At 69.6% G+C, this 16,887-nt stretch carries 15 protein-coding genes; 9 read left to right on the forward strand and 6 right to left on the reverse strand.

The features are described from left to right. Nucleotides 1–2: 2 nt before the first annotated feature. Nucleotides 3–905: a UTP--glucose-1-phosphate uridylyltransferase GalU gene (gene galU / locus ACH4EW_RS19710; RefSeq protein ID WP_398258508.1), complete on the reverse strand. Its 903-nt coding sequence runs from the start codon at nt 903–905 to the stop codon at nt 3–5. 104 nt (nt 906–1,009) lie between these two features. Here galU and ACH4EW_RS19715 point away from each other — a divergent pair, with 104 nt between their 5' ends. Then, nucleotides 1,010–1,597, forward strand: a complete 588-nt coding sequence (locus ACH4EW_RS19715; protein WP_398258574.1) for a 5-formyltetrahydrofolate cyclo-ligase — start codon at nt 1,010–1,012, stop codon at nt 1,595–1,597. Here ACH4EW_RS19715 and ACH4EW_RS19720 read toward each other — a convergent pair. Beyond that, a complete protein-coding gene (locus ACH4EW_RS19720; RefSeq protein ID WP_398258510.1) occupies nt 1,587–4,337 on the reverse strand; it encodes a penicillin acylase family protein in 2,751 nt (916 codons plus the stop codon). The two genes, ACH4EW_RS19715 and ACH4EW_RS19720, sit on opposite strands and share 11 nt — an antisense overlap. Nucleotides 4,338–4,626: 289 nt before the next feature. On the opposite strand from ACH4EW_RS19720, the gene ACH4EW_RS19725 reads away from it, so the two are divergent. From ACH4EW_RS19725 to ACH4EW_RS19745, 5 genes are all read left to right on the forward strand, one after another. Next, nucleotides 4,627–6,165 carry a potassium/proton antiporter gene (locus ACH4EW_RS19725; protein WP_398258512.1) on the forward strand — a complete coding sequence of 513 codons (1,539 nt, stop codon included), beginning with the start codon at nt 4,627–4,629 and terminating at the stop codon, nt 6,163–6,165. A gap of 347 nt (nt 6,166–6,512) precedes the next feature. Continuing rightward, nucleotides 6,513–7,799: an MFS transporter gene (locus ACH4EW_RS19730; protein WP_398258514.1), complete on the forward strand. Its 1,287-nt coding sequence runs from the start codon at nt 6,513–6,515 to the stop codon at nt 7,797–7,799. 214 nt (nt 7,800–8,013) lie between these two features. Continuing rightward, nucleotides 8,014–8,364 (forward strand): FmdB family zinc ribbon protein, encoded by a 351-nt coding sequence (locus ACH4EW_RS19735; RefSeq protein WP_398258516.1) that lies wholly within the window; start codon nt 8,014–8,016, stop codon nt 8,362–8,364. A gap of 81 nt (nt 8,365–8,445) precedes the next feature. Next, nucleotides 8,446–9,279 (forward strand): S-methyl-5'-thioadenosine phosphorylase, encoded by an 834-nt coding sequence (locus ACH4EW_RS19740; protein WP_398258518.1) that lies wholly within the window; start codon nt 8,446–8,448, stop codon nt 9,277–9,279. A gap of 225 nt (nt 9,280–9,504) precedes the next feature. Further along, nucleotides 9,505–10,068 carry a hypothetical protein gene (locus ACH4EW_RS19745; protein WP_398258520.1) on the forward strand — a complete coding sequence of 188 codons (564 nt, stop codon included), beginning with the start codon at nt 9,505–9,507 and terminating at the stop codon, nt 10,066–10,068. A gap of 107 nt (nt 10,069–10,175) precedes the next feature. Here ACH4EW_RS19745 and ACH4EW_RS19750 read toward each other — a convergent pair whose 3' ends face one another. From ACH4EW_RS19750 to ACH4EW_RS19760, 3 genes are all read right to left on the reverse strand, one after another. Continuing rightward, nucleotides 10,176–10,385 carry a hypothetical protein gene (locus ACH4EW_RS19750; protein ID WP_398258522.1) on the reverse strand — a complete coding sequence of 70 codons (210 nt, stop codon included), beginning with the start codon at nt 10,383–10,385 and terminating at the stop codon, nt 10,176–10,178. Between the two features lie 86 nt (nt 10,386–10,471). After that, complete coding sequence (gene pflA, locus ACH4EW_RS19755; protein ID WP_398258576.1) at nt 10,472–11,239, reverse strand: pyruvate formate-lyase-activating protein; 768 nt, start codon at nt 11,237–11,239, stop codon at nt 10,472–10,474. A 276-nt stretch (nt 11,240–11,515) separates the two neighbouring features. Beyond that, nucleotides 11,516–11,650: a hypothetical protein gene (locus ACH4EW_RS19760; protein ID WP_398258524.1), complete on the reverse strand. Its 135-nt coding sequence runs from the start codon at nt 11,648–11,650 to the stop codon at nt 11,516–11,518. Between the two features lie 438 nt (nt 11,651–12,088). Between ACH4EW_RS19760 and ACH4EW_RS19765 the strand changes: the two genes are divergently transcribed. Then, on the forward strand, nt 12,089–13,189 hold the full coding sequence (locus ACH4EW_RS19765; RefSeq protein WP_398258578.1) for a P1 family peptidase: 1,101 nt from the start codon (nt 12,089–12,091) through the stop codon (nt 13,187–13,189). A 134-nt stretch (nt 13,190–13,323) separates the two neighbouring features. Beyond that, nucleotides 13,324–14,094, forward strand: coding sequence for a DUF6227 family protein (locus ACH4EW_RS19770; protein ID WP_398258526.1), 771 nt, complete (start codon nt 13,324–13,326; stop codon nt 14,092–14,094). 96 nt (nt 14,095–14,190) lie between these two features. On the opposite strand, the gene ACH4EW_RS19775 is transcribed toward ACH4EW_RS19770, so the two are convergent. Further along, nucleotides 14,191–15,744: an MFS transporter gene (locus tag ACH4EW_RS19775; protein ID WP_398258528.1), complete on the reverse strand. Its 1,554-nt coding sequence runs from the start codon at nt 15,742–15,744 to the stop codon at nt 14,191–14,193. Nucleotides 15,745–15,836: 92 nt separating this feature from the next. Here ACH4EW_RS19775 and ACH4EW_RS19780 point away from each other — a divergent pair, with 92 nt between their 5' ends. Next, nucleotides 15,837–16,799, forward strand: coding sequence for a helix-turn-helix transcriptional regulator (locus ACH4EW_RS19780; RefSeq protein WP_398258530.1), 963 nt, complete (start codon nt 15,837–15,839; stop codon nt 16,797–16,799). Nucleotides 16,800–16,887 lie beyond the last annotated feature (88 nt).

A 16,887-nucleotide genomic window follows, 5' to 3' on the forward strand; every position in this document is an offset into this window, starting at 1 on the left:
TGCTACATCTCCTCGGTGACGTAACTGCGGAGCCAGGCCCGGAAGTCCGGGCCCAGGTCTTCACGTTCGCACGCGAGTCTGACAATGGCACGGAGGTAGTCACCCCGGTCACCGGTGTCATAGCGGCGTCCCTTGAAGACGACGCCGTGCACGGGGCCGCCGATCTTCTCGTTCTCGGCGAGAAGCTGCAGGGCGTCGGTGAGCTGGATCTCGCCGCCGCGGCCCGGCTCGGTCTTGCGCAGTATGTCGAAGACGGCGGGGTCCAGGACATAGCGACCGATGACGGCGAGGTTGCTGGGCGCCTCGGCCGTGTCGGGCTTCTCGACCAGGCCGGTGACGCGCACCACATCGGCCTGGTCGGTGGACTCCACGGCCGCGCAGCCGTACATGTGGATCTGCTCCGGGGCGACCTCCATCAGCGCGACCACGCTGCCGCCCTCGCGCTCCTGGGTCTCGACCATGCGGACCAGCAGCGGGTCGCGCGGGTCGATCAGGTCGTCGCCGAGGAGGACCGCGAACGGCTCGTCGCCCACGTGCGGCGCGGCGCACAGCACGGCGTGGCCGAGGCCGCGCGGGTCGCCCTGCCGGACGTAGTGCATGGTGGCCAGGTCGCTCGACTCCTGGACCTTCTGGAGCCGTTCGGCGTCTCCCTTGCGGGTGAGCGCGGACTCCAGTTCGTAATTGCGGTCGAAATGGTCCTCGAGTGCGCGCTTGTTGCGGCCGGTGATCATCAGGACGTCGGAGAGACCGGCGGCCGCCGCTTCCTCGACGACGTACTGGATCGCGGGCTTGTCAACGACAGGCAGCATCTCCTTGGGAGTGGCTTTGGTAGCCGGCAGGAAGCGGGTACCGAGGCCTGCGGCCGGGATGACAGCCTTGCTGATCCTGGTGTGCGACTGAGTCATGCGCAGAACCATATCCGGTGCCCATGGTCGGAAGATGAGGTTCCGGTTAACTTTGTACCTTATGTGTACATACAGGAGAATTAAGGTAACCAGTGAATACCGATATGCCCCAAAAGGCGCTTCTCAGACGTGAATTGCTGGCCGCGCGGCGCCTTCTGACCCGGGAAGACGTGGAATACGCCGCGGCGGCCCTGTCCCGGGGCGCATTGAATCTTCCGGAGTTGTCCGGGGCCCGTACCGTCGCCGCGTATGTCTCGGTGGGAAGCGAGCCGGGCACCCGCGCCCTGCTGGACGCGCTGCGTGAGCGGGGCGTACGGGTGCTGCTGCCGGTGCTCCTCGCGGACAACGACCTGGACTGGGCACCCTACGAAGGAGCCGGTCGCCTGGTCCGGGCCGGCCGGGGGCTGCTGGAGCCGGACGGGGAGCGGCTCGGCCCCGACGCGGTCCTGGAGGCCGATGCGGTCCTGCTGCCGGGCCTCGCGGTGGACGGGCGCGGGATGCGGCTCGGCCGTGGCGGCGGCAGCTACGACCGGGTGCTGGCCCGGCTCGCCGCGGCGCGGGCGCAACCGGCGCTGGTCGTCCTGCTGTACGACAACGAGGTGGTCGCGCAGGTCCCTGAGGAACCGCACGACCACCCCGTGGACGTGGTGGTGACACCGGCCGTGACCCGGCGGATGGGCCCTACGGCTTGAGGGTCAGGGTGTCGGTCGTCGACTTGGTGACGGCGTTCGTCCCGAAGGACCAGTCGAGCAGTTCACCGTTGACCCACTTGTCGGTCTGATCGGTGTAGTGCGCGCTGAACGCGTGCCCGGAGGCGCCGGTGAGGTTGATCCAGCGGGACTTGTCCCAGTCCCCCACGTTGACGACCATCCGCATCGACGGAACCCAGACGACGTCGTAGCCGCCCGCCGCGTTCCAGCCGCTGGCATTCACCGCGGCCTCACCGCCGCCGAGGTTCCACGGGCCGCGGTTGAGGGCCTGCTGGAGCAGACCGGGCCCCTCGGTGCCGAGCGTCTGGTTCTTCAGGGTCAGCTGGTGCAGCCGTCCCCAGCTCCAGGTGCTGATGTCCTTGCCGAGCTTGGCGGTCAGCTCCCAGTAGGCGTCCTCCATGGCGCGGGCGAAGAGCTGGTCACGGTTCTCGGTCGCCTCGTCCCGGCCGCTCTCCGGCGTCTTCCACCAGTCGCTGTTCGGGTCGTCCATCAGGTTGGCGACCACCTGGTACCAGCGGTCACCGCCGTCCGGCTGCGCCGAGTCCGCGTCACGCTGGCCGCACTCGCGCACCAGCTTGCCCTGCTCGTCGACCGGACCCGAGCTGTCGGCCCGGGGCACATTGAGGCACTCGCCCTCGACCCGCAGCTCCTTGGGCAGCTTGTTGCCGAAGGCCAGCTGCAGGATGTTGCGCCAGACCGCGTTGAAGTACGCGGCCGCGGCCGAGTCGGCCTCCTGGGTGTAGTCCCAGCCCTCCAGGAGCTTCTGCGCCTCACGGACGCTCTTGTCCGAGATGTTGATCTTCATCAGCTCGGGCACCAGCAGCGCGGCGATCTCGCTGGTGTTGTCCATCTGCATCTTCTGCATGTCTTCGGTCGAGATCTTCCCGCCGTCCTTGATCTTCGACTGGATGAGGTCGTCGATCCGCTGGCTGCGGGTGCCGTAGCCCCAGTCCTTGGTGAGCAGGTAGGGGTACTCCTTCTCGTCGATGACGGCCTGGTTGGCGGTGACGATGTAGCCGCGCTTCGGGTCGTACTCGTAGGGCAGCTCGTCGAACGGGATCGGGTCCTTCTTCCAGCCGTACTCCGAGGACCAGCCGGGGCTGGGCATCGTGCCGTCGCCCTGGAGGCGGACCGGGATCTTCCCGGGGGCCTGGTAGCCGATGTGGCCCTCGGTGTCGGCGTAGATGAGGTTCTGCGAGGGAACGTCGAAGTGTTCGGCCGCCTTGCGGAAGCTCGTGAAGTCCTTGGCCCGGTTGAGCTCGAAGACGGCGTCCATGGAGTGGCCGGGTTCCAGCGCGGTCCACTTCAGGGCGACCGCGTACCCCTCGGCCCGGTCCGGAGCCGAGTTGCCGACGGGGGCCTTCTGGCCGACCTTGTCCAGTTCGCTGCTCCGGTCGGAGACCAGCGGACCGTTGTTGGTCTCGCGGACGGTGATCTGCCGGCTCTTGCCGCCCGCGACCTTGATGGTCTCCTCACGGACGGTGAAGGGCTTGACCTTGCCGTCGTACAGGTAGCCGTCGTCGGAGACCTTCTCCAGGAAGAGGTCGCTGACGTCCGCGCCGAGGTTGGTGAAACCCCAGGCGATGTCCTGGTTGTGGCCGATTATCACGCCGGGCATCCCGGCGAAGGTGTAGCCGGCGGTGTCGTACTGGCACTTCGCCGTGATCTCGCGGCAGTGCAGCCCCATCTGGTACCAGAGCGAGGGCAGCTGGGGCGCCAGGTGCGGGTCGTTGGCGAGCAGCGGCTTGCCGGTCGTCGTGTAGTCGCCGGAGACCACCCAGGAGTTGGACCCGATGCCGTTGCCGTTCGGGCCGAGCAGCGCCGGGATCTGGTCGAGGGTCTCGGAGAGCGAGGAGAGCTGGGTGTTCAGACCCTCGGCGGCACCCGCCGCGGTGTTCGAGCCGAGGCTCGTCGACGACGTCGCAGCCGGGTCGAACTCCCCGGTGACCGAGGAGATCGCGCCGTCGCGGACGATCGGCTTGTGCTTGTCGTACGGGTAGGCCGGGTAGAGGTCCTCGATCTGCTTCGCGTCGAGCCTGCTGGTCATCAGCGAGCGGTCGATCTCGTCCTGCATATTGCCGCGCAGGTCCCAGGCCATGGCCTTGAGCCAGGCGACCGAGTCGACCGGGGTCCACTCACTCGGCTTGTAGTCGTTGGTGAGGCCGAGGGCGGCGTACTCGACGGAGATGTCCTTGCCGTCGCGCCCCTTGAGGTAGGCGTTCACGCCGTCCGCGTACGCCTGGAGGTTCTTCTTGGTGTCCGCGGACAGGACGTTGTCGTACTCCTCCTGAGCGACCTTGTGCCAGCCGAGCGTGCGCAGGAAGGAGTCCGTCTCGACCTGTCCGGGGCCGAACATCTCGGAGAGGCGGCCCGCCGTCATATGACGGCGGACGTCCATCTCCCAGAAGCGGTCCTGCGCCTGTACGAAGCCCTGGGCGCGGAAGAGGTCGGCGTCGGTGTCCGCGTACAGCTGCGGGATCCCGTAGCTGTCGCGCTTGACGTCGACGTTGCCGTCGAAGCCGTCGAGCTTGATGGAACCGGTCGTCTGCGGGTACGAGGCCCGCACGGTCGATACGGACCAGAACGCGCCGTAACCGATACCCGCGACAAGCGCCAGCACCAGGACGATCACGATCAGGCGGGCACGTCGCCCCTTCTTTTTGCCGGTCTTCCCACCGGCGGAGCCGGTGGCGCCGGAAGGGGCGGTTGTGTTGGCGGGCATCGCTGTCCTTCGAGGGGCAGGTGGTCCTGGGAGTGCAGGAGCAACCATAGGCGCAGCGCGGGAGCGGCTCTGACGCGGCATCGGGATGGCTCGAATCGCACAGTGGTCGTACGAACGATCGAGTGCGTCAAGAAAACGTTAAAGATTAGGTAAGGTAACGAAGTAACGGCCGCCAACGGCCGATGCCGAAAGTCGGATTCGGCAGACGTACGCAGGGAAGGAACGGCCACTGACTGTCCACACGCTCAACGAACTCCTGCTCGTCTGCTCACTCGTCCTGCTCGTCGCCGTGGCGGCGGTGCGCATCTCGTCCCGCAGCGGGCTCCCCAGCCTGCTCCTGTACCTCGGCATCGGGATCGTCATAGGGCAGGACGGCATCTTCGACGTCAAGTTCGACAATGCGGAACTGACCCAGGTGATCGGCTATGCCTCACTTGTCGTGATCCTCGCCGAGGGTGGCCTGGGCACGAAGTGGAAAGACATCAAACCCGCACTGCCGGCTGCCGCGATGCTCTCGGTCGTCGGCGTCGCGGTGAGCGTCGGCGTCACCGCGGCCGGGGCGCACTACCTGGTCGGCCTGGACTGGCAACAGTCGCTGATCATCGGCGCGGTCGTCTCGTCGACGGATGCCGCCGCGGTCTTCTCCGTGCTGCGCAAGGTGCCGCTGCCCGCCCGGATCACCGGGGTACTGGAGGCCGAGTCCGGCTTCAACGACGCGCCCGTCGTGATCCTGGTGGTGTCCTTCTCGGCCAAGGGGCCGGTGGACAGCTGGTACGTACTGGTCGGCGAGATAGCCCTGGAGCTCGCCATCGGTGCGGCCATAGGTCTCGCCGTCGGATGGCTCGGCTCGTTCGGACTGCGTCATGTGGCGCTGCCCGCCTCCGGTCTGTATCCGATCGCCGTGATGGCGATCGCGGTGTCCGCCTATGCGGCGGGCGCCCTGGCCCACGGCAGTGGTTTCCTCGCCGTCTATCTGGCCGCGATGATTCTCGGCAACGCCAAACTGCCGCACTGGCCCGCCACCCGCGGCTTCGCCGACGGACTCGGCTGGCTGGCCCAGATCGGCATGTTCGTGCTCCTCGGGCTCCTGGTCACCCCGCACGATCTGTACGACGACTTCTGGCCCGCAGTCATCGTGGGGCTGGTCTTGACCGTGGTGGCACGTCCGCTGGAGGTCTTCATCTCGCTGGCGCCGTTCCGGCTGCCCTGGCAGGAGAAGGTGTTCATGTCCTGGGCAGGGCTGCGCGGCGCCGTGCCCATCATCCTGGCGACCATTCCGATGGTGTCCGGAGTCGAGGGCTCCACCCGGATCTTCAACATCGTCTTCGTGCTCGTCGTCGTGTACACCCTCATCCAGGGACCGACCCTCCCCTGGATGGCGAAGGCCCTGAAGATCGCCCACGACCCGGCCGAGGCCTCCGACCTGGGCATCGAGTCCGCGCCGCTGGAGCGGCTGCGCGGCCATCTGCTGTCGGTGGCGATCCCCGCGAAGTCGAAGATGCACGGCGTGGAGGTCGGGGAGCTGCGGCTGCCCGCCGGGGCCGCGGTCACCCTGGTCGTGCGGGACCAGAAGAGTTTCGTACCGGCGCCGTCGACCGTGCTGCGGCGCGGCGACGAACTGCTGGTGGTGACCACCGACCCGGTGCGCGACGCGGCGGAGGAGCGGCTGCACGCGGTCGGCGAGGGCGGCAAGCTCGCGGGCTGGCTGGGGACGAGCGGCCACGGCGGCGAGAGCCTCTCCGGGCCTCATGTGGCACATGAGGTGGCGCACGCGCTGAAGGCCATGAAGAAGCCCGGGAAGGCCGACGAACCGAAAACGCGCCGCTGAGAGGGGAGCCAGGAGCGCACGCTGTCGATCCGGGGCGGACGGCCTTGCACACCATCGCGGCCAGAGGTGTGCAAGGACGTCCGCCTGTATCATGCAGGGACCTGATCGGCCCCCCGAGCGGGGTCGGCCAACCCGATCGACCAACCTGAACGACCAACTCTGTCTGATGCAGAGCTGGCGCGACCGTATGGCGGTCGTGGCGTCCTCCGCCTCTGCTGAGCGCCCGGCATCTACCGCAGTCCCGCGCGAAGAGGACAGCTCTCGGCAGCACCCGCACGAGCCCGCACCACCTGTGCCGGCCCGGACCTGCGGGAGCTCGGCCACCAGGCGGCAGAAAGGCATGGACCGTGGCGTCCACGGTCTCCGACCGCCCCGGTTACGGGCAGTTGCTGCGCACCCCTGGTGCGTGGACGTTTCTCCTGCCGGGCTTCGCCGCACGGCAGCCCTTCGCGATGCTGACGATCGGCATCGTGCTACTGGTTCAGCACACCACCGGCTCGTACGGCAGCGCGGGCTCCGTCGCCGCCGTGACCGGTGTCTCCATGGCATTGTTCGCACCGCAGACCGGCAAACTCGCCGACCGTTTCGGCCAGCGCGCCGTGCTGCTGCCCGGTGTCCTGGTGCACGCGGCGTCCGTATCCGCGCTGACGGCGCTGGCGCTGGCGAACGCGCCCCTGTGGGCCCTGTTCGCGGCGGCCGTGCCGACGGGTGCGTCCGTTCCGCAGATCGGGCCGATGGTACGGGCCCGCTGGGCGGCCGTACTGGGCGCGGCACCGGGCCGCGAGGCGTCGCCGCTGATGTCCACCGCGGCCGCCTTCGAATCGGTGACGGACGAGTTCACCTTCGTCATCGGCCCGGTGCTCGCCACCGCACTGTGCACGGGAGTGCACCCGGCGGCCGGTCTGATCACGGAGGCCGGGCTGACTCTGGCCGGTGGACTGCTCTTCGCCGCGCAGAGCCGCACCCAGCCCGCGGTGCGCAGCACCGCGTCCGGCACCTCCCAGCGGCATGCGTCCGCCCTGTCCGTACCGGGTGTACGGGTGCTCGCGGTGGCCTTCCTGGGAATCGGCGCGGTCTTCGGCGGCATGCAGGTCTCGCTGACCGCCTTCACCGAGGAAATCGGCCGGCCCGGGGCGAACGGTCTGCTGTACGGGGTCTTCGCGGCCGGCAACATGCTGGCCGGGATCGCCTGCGGCGCCATCGCCTGGAGGAGCGGGCCGCGACGCCGCCTGATCGTCGGGTACGCGGCACTGACCGTGACCGCGTCCGGACTGTGGGCGGTGCACTCCGTGCCCCTGCTGGCCGGGCTCGGACTGCTGGTCGGGCTCTCCATCGCGCCGGCCCTGATCAGCGGCTACACGCTGGTCGAGTCGCTGGTGCCGGGGTCCGCCCGGACCGAGGCGTTCACCTGGCTGACGGGCTCGGTCGCCCTCGGCCAGGCGGCCGCGGTGACGGTCGCCGGGCGGCTCGCCGACGCCCACGGCGCGAGCGCCGGTTTTGTGGTGCCGCTTGTGGGGACCGTACTGGCGCTGGTCACCTTGGTGGCACTGCGTTCGAGACTGACACCGGCCCGCGCGACCATCACGGCCGCACGCGGCGCGGTTTACCGCGATCCTGTCGCGGCCAAAGAGTGACGATTCGTACGCTCGCATCAGCGGAATACGTCAGTGTGACTCCTCCGCCACATAATGTGGCAGCTTTTCACTCAGGCCGGCGGCCCTCATGACGGCCAAGCCCTGACCGCTGCCCTCCGGGCAGGTGACAGACATTACTGCAAACAGCGGCCCGCAGCGGCTACCATTGACGACTGTTAGCACTCATCGAGTGAGAGTGCCAGGAGGAAGACAAGTGCCGACCTATCAGTACCAGTGCACCGAATGTGGCGAGGGCCTTGAGGCGGTGCAGAAGTTTACCGATGATGCCCTCACCGTGTGCCCGAGCTGCGAGGGACGCCTGAAGAAGGTGTTCTCGGCGGTCGGCATTGTCTTCAAGGGTTCCGGCTTCTACCGGAACGACAGCCGGGGCTCCTCGTCGAGCAGCACGCCGGCGTCGGCCTCGGCGAAGGCGTCCGGTTCCGCTTCGTCGGATTCATCGTCATCTGCGGGGTCGGACACGAAGTCGTCCGCTTCCTCCTCGTCCGCCGCGTCTTCTTCTTCGTCCTCCTCGTCGTCCTCGACGAGTGGTACGTCGGCAGCCTGAGCCGAAACCGCACTTCCCCGGGGACCCCGCCGATTTGTTCGGCGGGGTCCCCGGCGTTTCTCGCGCCGCTAATGTGATCACATGGCGAACGCAGAGATCGGTGTCATCGGCGGCTCGGGCTTGTACTCCTTCCTGGAGGACGTCACAGAGGTGCGTGTGGACACCCCGTACGGGCAGCCGAGTGACTCCCTGTTCCTCGGCGAGGTGGGCGGCCGCCGGGTGGCCTTCCTGCCCCGCCACGGACGCGGCCACCATCTGCCGCCGCACCGCATCAACTACCGGGCCAACCTGTGGGCGCTGCGCTCCGTCGGCGTACGTCAGGTGCTCGGCCCGTGCGCGGTGGGCGGCCTGCGTCCGGAGTACGGGCCGGGCACCCTGCTCGTGCCCGACCAGCTGGTGGACCGCACCAAGGCCCGGGCACAGACGTACTACGACGGGGAGACCCGGGCCGATGGCGCGGAGCCGAACGTCCTGCATCTGGGCTTCGCCGATCCGTACTGCCCCGATGGGCGCAGGGCCGCGCTGGCGGCGGCTCGCGCAAAGAGCTGGGAGCCGGTGGACGGCGGGACACTGGTGGTCGTCGAGGGGCCGCGCTTCTCGACCCGGGCGGAATCGCGCTGGCATGCGGCGATGGGCTGGTCGGTGGTGGGGATGACCGGGCACCCGGAGGCGGTCCTCGCCCGTGAACTGGGCCTCTGCTACACGACGATGACGCTGGTGACGGACCTCGACGCGGGCGCGGAGGCCGGGGAGGGTGTCTCGCACGGGGAGGTGCTGAAGGTGTTCGCGGCCAACGTGGACCGGCTGCGTACGGTGCTCTTCGACGTGGTGGCCGCGCTGCCCGCGGAGGCGGACCGCGACTGCACGTGCTCGCATGCGCTGGACGGGCTCGAGACGGGCATCGAGCTTCCTTAGCAGGGTAGGCGGGTGACGGTTGCGACGTGGTGGTGACGGTTGCGGCGCAGGTGGGTGACGGAGTTGTCCACAACGCCGGGGCCATCCACAGTCTTCGGCGGGAAAGTCGTGGGCGGTGGATCGTGAGGGATGTTCGTCCAAAACTCCTCACGGCAGGTGGTGTTGGCCATGTACCCGTCGCTCCCGTCTGTTTCCTCTGAACGTTTCACTTCGGTTGCTGGGCAGATGTGTCCGACGGATCCGGGACCTCCGGCGTCGGCTCCCCCACCCACAGGCGTGCCCGCGTTCGAGCCGTTGCGGGTGCGCGGGGGTGGGGGGCGCCGGTTGCGGCGAGCTTTGTGGCGGCAGCGCCGGGCTCTGGCCGCCGGGCTGGCCCTGACGGCCGCCGGGCTGGCCCTGACGGCTGCCGCGCTGGCCGCGACGGGGCTGGGCGGGGGCGACTCGGGCGGCAATACGGCGCATGGGGCAGGGACAGGGGGTACGGCCGGGGCGGCGCCGGAACGGGCGCGCCGACCGGTTCCGCTGGTGTCCGCGCCGGTCCGGATCGCGGATGCGGGGACTGTGCGGTTGTTACGGCCGGGGGACCGCGTCGATGTGATCGCCGCCGAGGGGACCGGGGCCGATGCCCGGGTGCTGGCGAAGGGCGCACGGGTGGCAGATGTACCGCAGGCCACGGCCGAAGGTCTCGCGGAGAACGGCGCGCTGATCGTGCTGTCCGTCCCCCGAGGCACGGCAGCGGCGCTGGCCGGTGCGGGTATCTCGGCCAGGCTGGCGGTGACCCTGTGCTGATGAGCACTGATGAGCTGTCACGTCGCCTGATCAACGGCGTGAATTGGGTGCGGGACGCGCGGCAGGAGGACCGGCGGCAGCGTCGTCGGACCACCACGGAGCAGGGCTCAGATGTGGTGGGGCGGCTTCTCGTCGAGAAAGCGCGCCAGATCGGCGGCGCTCCCGCGGGCCGGGGCCCGCTCGCCCCACCCCCGGTCCGTATCGTCCGCGGACTGCTGGTCCAGCGGATCGTCGAAGATCAGAGCCGGTTCGGGTTTCCTCTGTTCCGGCTGGGTCGGCTTCGAATCGCGCGGGCCGGGGGCGGGGGCGGTGCTCATATCTCAAGGGTACGGCCCTGGTCAGCGCTGGCGACGCCTGTGCGCACCTCGCTCCGGCTCGAAGGCCGACGGCGGCTCGAAGTACGTCAGACGGCTCGCAGTCCGTGGGACGCGAAGATCTCGCGGGCCGAGGCGGTCTGTTCGGGGGTGGGTGACGGGGTGTCGCGCAGGGTGAAGGGCTTGCCCAGTGCCTGCCACTTCGCCTCGCCGAGCTTGTGGAAGGGAAGGACATCGACACGGGAGACATTGCCGAGGGATGCGGCGAAGGAGGCGACACCGTCGACGTTGGCCGGGGCGTCGGTCAGTCCCGGCACGAGTACGAATCGGACGTGCACTTCTTTGCCGAGGTCGGCGAGGCGGCGGGCGAAGTCCAGGGTCGGCTCCAGCGGGCGGCCGGTGACCTTGCGGTACGTGGCTCGGTCCCAGGACTTGATGTCGAGCAGGACCAGATCGACGTCGCGCAGCAGGGCGTCGGTGGCGCGGGCGCCCAGAAAGCCGGAGGTGTCCAGGGCGGTGTGCAGCCCCAGCCCGTGCTTGAAGCGGTGGAAGAGCTCACCGGCGAAGACCGGCTGCATCAGTGGTTCGCCGCCGCTGATGGTGACACCGCCGCCCGCGGCCCGGATGAACGTCACGTACTTGCCCGCTTCGGCGACGAGGCGGTCCGCGGACATCCGGGTGCCGCTGCGCATCCGCAGGGAGTCGGGGTTGTGGCAGTAGAGGCAGGCCAGTGGACAGCCGGTCAGGAAAGCGACGAAGCGGGTGCCGGGGCCGTCGACGCCCGTCGACAGGTCCCAGGAATGGACCGATCCGGAGATCGGCCGACGGGTGGCCGCACCCGCCGGAGTCACGGACATGCCGAGGTTGTCGATGTCGCCGGCGATGTCGGCGTTGTCGGCGTTGTCGATGTTGCTGGCGTTGTCGGCGTTGTCGAGGAGTGCGGCCATGGCAGGGCCTCCTGTGCGAGCAGGGCGTTCAGTGGTCTGACGCGGCGGGTGCGGAATGCGCGACGCCGGGGCCCTGCGGGGGATGGGCTCCCGACGCCGCGCGGTTCAGAGGGCTCGGGGCGATCGGGGAGGATCAGAGCGAGCCGCGGAAGGTGCGGTTGATGACGTCCAGTTGCTGCTCGCGGGTCAGCCGCACGAAGTTGACTGCGTATCCGAAGTCGACCGCGCCGCGTCGCGGCGGGCCCGGATCTCGGGTGTGTACGCGTCGAAGCCGCTCCAGGCCCCGCTGTCCGTCGTCGCCTCTGCCGCAGTCGCCGTCATGGCCCGCACCTTCCGAGATCGTCCGTGCGCCTCAATGCCGCTGCGTACATTGCACTCCCGATTTCCGCAGTGCCGGGCCCGCGATGGTCCCTGCCGAAGGGCCCAAGGTCCCCGTCAGATATCGGACCTGATCCGACACAGCCGCGCTGACCTGCGACTTCTCCAGGGACTTTGGACCCTCGTTCGTTTGTGAATGTGTTCACAAGAATTTCCCCCGGACGCGGTGGCCTGCCGCTCCGTGGCCGCGCCGGCCATCCTGGCCCGCGCCGGCGGCGACCGCGGCCGTCAGGGTCGCGCCGTCCCCACGGCCCGCTGTGGTGGAGTGAACACACAGACGGCGAGCCGTGAGCCGCCAGTGGTGAGTCCAGTGAGGAGCACGCAGTGACGGAAGAACCCCGGAAGCCGACGGATCTCTCTGCCGCGCAGCGCGCATCGCCCATGACGTCCGGGCCGCTCGATGCGCTGACCGATGTCGCCGGGCTGCGCGTCGGCCATGCTCAGGTGGCGGGCTCGGGCGCACTCAGCGGCACCACCGTGGTCCTCGCCCCCGAGGGCGGTGCGGTCGCGGCCGTGGACGTACGCGGCGGCGGCCCCGGCACCCGGGAGACGGACGCGCTCGATCCGCGCAATCTGGTGCAGCGCATCGATGCCGTCGTCCTGACGGGCGGCAGCGCGTACGGCCTGGATGCGGCGTCCGGTGTGATGGCCTGGCTGGAGGAACAGGGACGCGGGGTGCGGGTCGGCCCCGATCCGGCGCAAGTGGTGCCGGTGGTCCCCGCCGCGTGCATCTTCGACCTGGGGCGGGGCGGTGACTGGCGGGCCCGCCCGGACGCCTCGACCGGCCGCGCGGCGGTGGAGGACGCGGCGGGTACGGAGCCGGGGGCGCCGGTCGTCGAGGGGGGCGTCGGCGCCGGCACGGGCGCGGTTGCCGGGCAGCTCAAGGGCGGGGTGGGCACGGCGAGCATACGGCTGGCGTCCGGGACCACGGTGGGCGCGCTCGTCGTGGTGAACGCGGCGGGTTCGGTCGTCGATCCGCGTACCGGAGTGCTGTACGGGGAGTACGGCGCCGCCGAACCACCGGTGCACCCCGCGCCCGAGGTCCACCGGGCGGCGCAGCAGCGCCTGGCCGAGGCAAGGGAGACGAACGCAGGGCCCCCGCTCAACACCACGCTCGCCGTCGTCGCCACGGATGCCGATCTCACCCGGGCCCAGGCGCAGAAGCTCGCGGGTACGGCGCACGACGGACTGGCGCGCGCCGTCCGCCCCGTACATCTGCTGACCGACGGGGACACCGTTTTCGCGCTGGCCACCGGCGCCCGGCCGCTGGATCCACAGAACCCGATCGCGCTCAACGACCTGCTGACGGCCGGAGCGGACGCCCTGACCCGTGCCATCGTGAAGGCCGTTCGGGCAGCTCAGAGCATCGACTGCGGCCTCGGCGGTGGCAGCTACCCCGCGTACAGCGATCTCTACGACGCACGCGGGCAGCTCTCCCGGCCGCCCCTCGGGCACCCGGACCCCGACTCGCCTGCCGGGTAAGGAAGTTCGGACGAACCGCCAGGAACCATCTGCGTGTGTCATACGTTTTCCTGAACCCCGGTCGCAATCCCGGACGCAGGGACTACGTTAAGCACGCACCAAGTAACACGCGGCGACGGCCTGGAGACACCACCTTGAGCGATCCGTACGAGACAACCGAGCAGCACCTCGAGCGACTCCTGCGGCGGGCACTCAACTCTTTCGACCTGCCCGACAGCACGGTCGAGAGACTCGGTACCGCGCTCGCCCACAGCAGTTCCCTGCACTCCTCGCACCACAGTTCCGTACTCCACCGCGAGACCTACCGGCACACCTATCTGCTGTCCGACGGCACCCCCTTCACCCTGTGGGAGCTGGTGCACAGCGGTCCGCGGGGCGCAAGGGTCCCGCGGACCCGGGCGGAGTCCGACCTCCGGCACCACGAGTTGTACGACGAAGAGGCCGATGTCCATATCGCCGCTGCCCGGCTGACCGGCGGCTTCGGTGAGGTCCCGGTGTTCGGGGACGACGGGCCGCAGGGCGACCTGGAGATACTCACGGCCCTGATGGCGACTCCCCCGGTCCCCCTGCCCCGGATGTACGCCCCGGACAATTCCGCCGACCACGCCCGTCGCGTCCTGCGCCGCGCCGAGAACAGCGACGGCCCCGGCGAGGAGACCGCCCGGCTGCTGCGCGCCGCCTTCGCCCACCACATCACCCAGGTCTTCGGCAGGCAGTGCCAGGTGGGCGGGCGGGACGCCGGATTCACGCTCTACGAGCACGCCTTCCTGCTCCTCGACGGCAGCGAGACGAGTCTGTGGGAGGTCGAGCACACGGCCACGCCGGACGGCCGCCACATGTGCGAGGTGTACGGCGACGAGGACGCCGCACGCGGAGCCATGGAGAGCCGTACACGCATCTGCTGACCTCGCGGGGGCCGGGGGCCATGGACCCCGCTCGCGCCCACACACGCAGGCGCCCGCACCCCCCGAGAGGTGCGGGCACCGTCGCGCTTCAGGGCATCATGGCGTCAGCGCGGGCGCCTTGGCGAGCTCGGCCACGGGCTCATCCATGGTGTCCACGCCCTCGGCGCCGCCCTCCACGTGCTGCCGCGGCCGCGCGGGCAGCGCGAACATCACCAGGAAGATCACTGCGAGCACCCCGGCCACCCACCACAGCGAGTGCTGGAACGCCTCCGCGAACGCCGGGCCCACCTGCTGCGGCGCCGGCCGGTCCGCGATCGAGCCGAAGAAGACGACCGAGACCAGTCCGAGCCCCAGCGCATTGCCCATCTGCTGCACGGTATTGATCAGCCCGGAAGCCGAACCCGAGTGCTCCTTCGGTACCTCGGACAGCACCGCGTCCGTCAGCGGGGCCACAATCAGGCCCATGCCGATGCCCATGACCACCAGCGGCAGCACCATCTGCCAGGACGTGATGCCCATGCCGTACCGGTCGGACTCCCAGATGTAGAGCAGCAGGCCGACGATCATCAGCAGCGCGCCCGCCTGGAGAACCTTCCGGCCGAAGCGGGGCACCAGCTTCTGTACGGAGATCCCGGCGGCGAAGGAGACGCCGACCGAGAACGGGATACCGGTCGCGCCGGCCCGCAACTCGCTCCAGCCGAGGCCCATCTGCATGTACAGCGTCCAGACCAGGAAGAAGATGCCGAGGCCGATGCCGAAGGCCAGCTGTACGGCGATGCCCGCCGCGAAGCTCTTGACCCGGAACAGTGACAGCTCGATCAGCGGCGACCCGTCCTTGCGTGCCTTCTCCCGCTCGAACACCACCAGGACCAGGAACACCAGGAGGCTGCCGGCCATCGACACGTAGCCCCAGACCGGCCAGCCCAGCTCGCGCCCACGGGTGAGCGGGTAGATCAGCATCAGCAGGCCCAGCGTCACCAGGGCAACACCGATCAGGTCGAGCCGGAGAGCCTTGGGGGCCTTGGACTCGGTGATGAACCTGGCTCCCAGGATCAGGCCCGCGATGCCGACGGGCAGGTTGATCAGAAAGATCGGCCGCCATTCGAGACCGGCGATGTTCCACTCGGTGAGCAGCGCTCCCAGCAGCGGCCCCGAGACGGCGCCGAGGCCGACTACCGCGCCGAAGAGGCCGAAGACCTTGCCGCGCTCGTGTGCCGGGAAGGTGGCGTGCACGATCGACAGCACTTGCGGAACCATCAGCGCTGCGGTGCCGCCCTGGAGAATGCGGGAGGCGACCAGCATCTCCGGGTTCGCGGCGAAGCCGCAGAGCGCGGAGGCCAGCGTGAAGCCGCCCATACCGATGAGGAACACTCGCTTGCGGCCGTAGATGTCGCCCAGTCGGCCGCCGGTGATCAGGCCGGCCGCGAAGGCCAGGGCGTATCCGGCGGTGATCCACTGGATCGAGCTGAACGAGGCGCCGGTGTCCCGCTTGATGCTCGGGATGGCGATGTTGACGATCGTGACGTCGACCAGGTCCATGAAGGCCGCGGTCATCACAATGGCGAGCGCGAACCAGCGTCGCCGGTCCGACGGTTCCGAGGAGACCGTCGGCCTGGATGCCGTGGACGACGAAGATGTGGAAGAAGTCATGGGAGGAAGCTAGAGAGCCATTAGGTCAATTCATGACCCAATGGATGGCCATGCTGATGAGATGACCGAGACCCCGGCACAAGGCTGAGCCCATGACCGACACCCCGGCACGACTGCTGAATCTGCTGTCGCTCCTCCAGACGCCCCGCGAGTGGCCGGGCAGCGAGCTCGCCGAGCGGCTCGACGTCAGCCCACGCACCATCCGCCGCGACATCGACCGGCTCCGCGAGCTCGGCTATCCGGTCGAGGCCACGCGCGGATCGGTAGGCGGCTACCGCCTCGTCGCGGGCACCGCCATGCCGCCGCTGCTCCTCGACGACGAGGAGGCGGTGGCCATCGCGGTGGGCCTGCGGGCAGGCGCCGGCCATGCCATCGAGGGGGTCGACGAGGCGTCCGTACGGGCTCTGGCGAAGCTGGAGCAGGTGCTGCCGTCGCGGTTGCGGCACCGGGTCTCGACCCTGCAGCACGCGACGATGCCGCTGACCCGCGGCGACGGCTCGACGATCGATCCGCACACGCTGACGGTGATGGCGGCGGCGGTCACCGGACGGGAGCGGCTGCGGTTCGCCTATCGGGCGGGCGACGGCGCCGAGACGAAGCGGCAGACCGAGCCGTACCGGCTGGTGAGCACGGGGTGGCGCTGGTATCTCGTCGCGTACGACCTGGGGCGCGAGGACTGGCGTACGTTCCGGGTCGACCGGGTCAGCGAACCGTTCGCGACCGGGGCCCGGTTCACACCGCGCGAGCTGCCGACGGGTGATGCGGCGGAGTTCCTCAGCAACTCCATCGCCCGACGGCAGCCGGAGCTGGCGGTCGATGTGAGCTTCGCGGCCCCGGCGGACTTCGTGTCCGCGCGGCTGCCGGCCTCGATCGGCCCGTTGGAGCGGACCAGCGCGAACAGCTGCCGGCTGCGGGCGGTCCTGTCGGACTCGCTGGAGTGGCTGGCGCTCCGACTGGCCCTGGTGGACTGCGAGTTCACCGCCCACGAGCCACCGCAGCTGGTGGAGTACCTGACTCAGCTGGGTGCCCGGCTGACCCGCGCGACAGCACACTGACGCGTCGCCGCCCGGGCGACGACCGAACCCGGCCGCCCACCGAGCGCGCAGAAAGAATGAGCCCCGGCGCCAGGGGGGGGTGGGCGCC

The organism is Streptomyces sp. NPDC018000, assembly GCF_044328025.1.
In the GTDB taxonomy this organism is placed as follows: Bacteria; Actinomycetota; Actinomycetes; order Streptomycetales; family Streptomycetaceae; genus Streptomyces.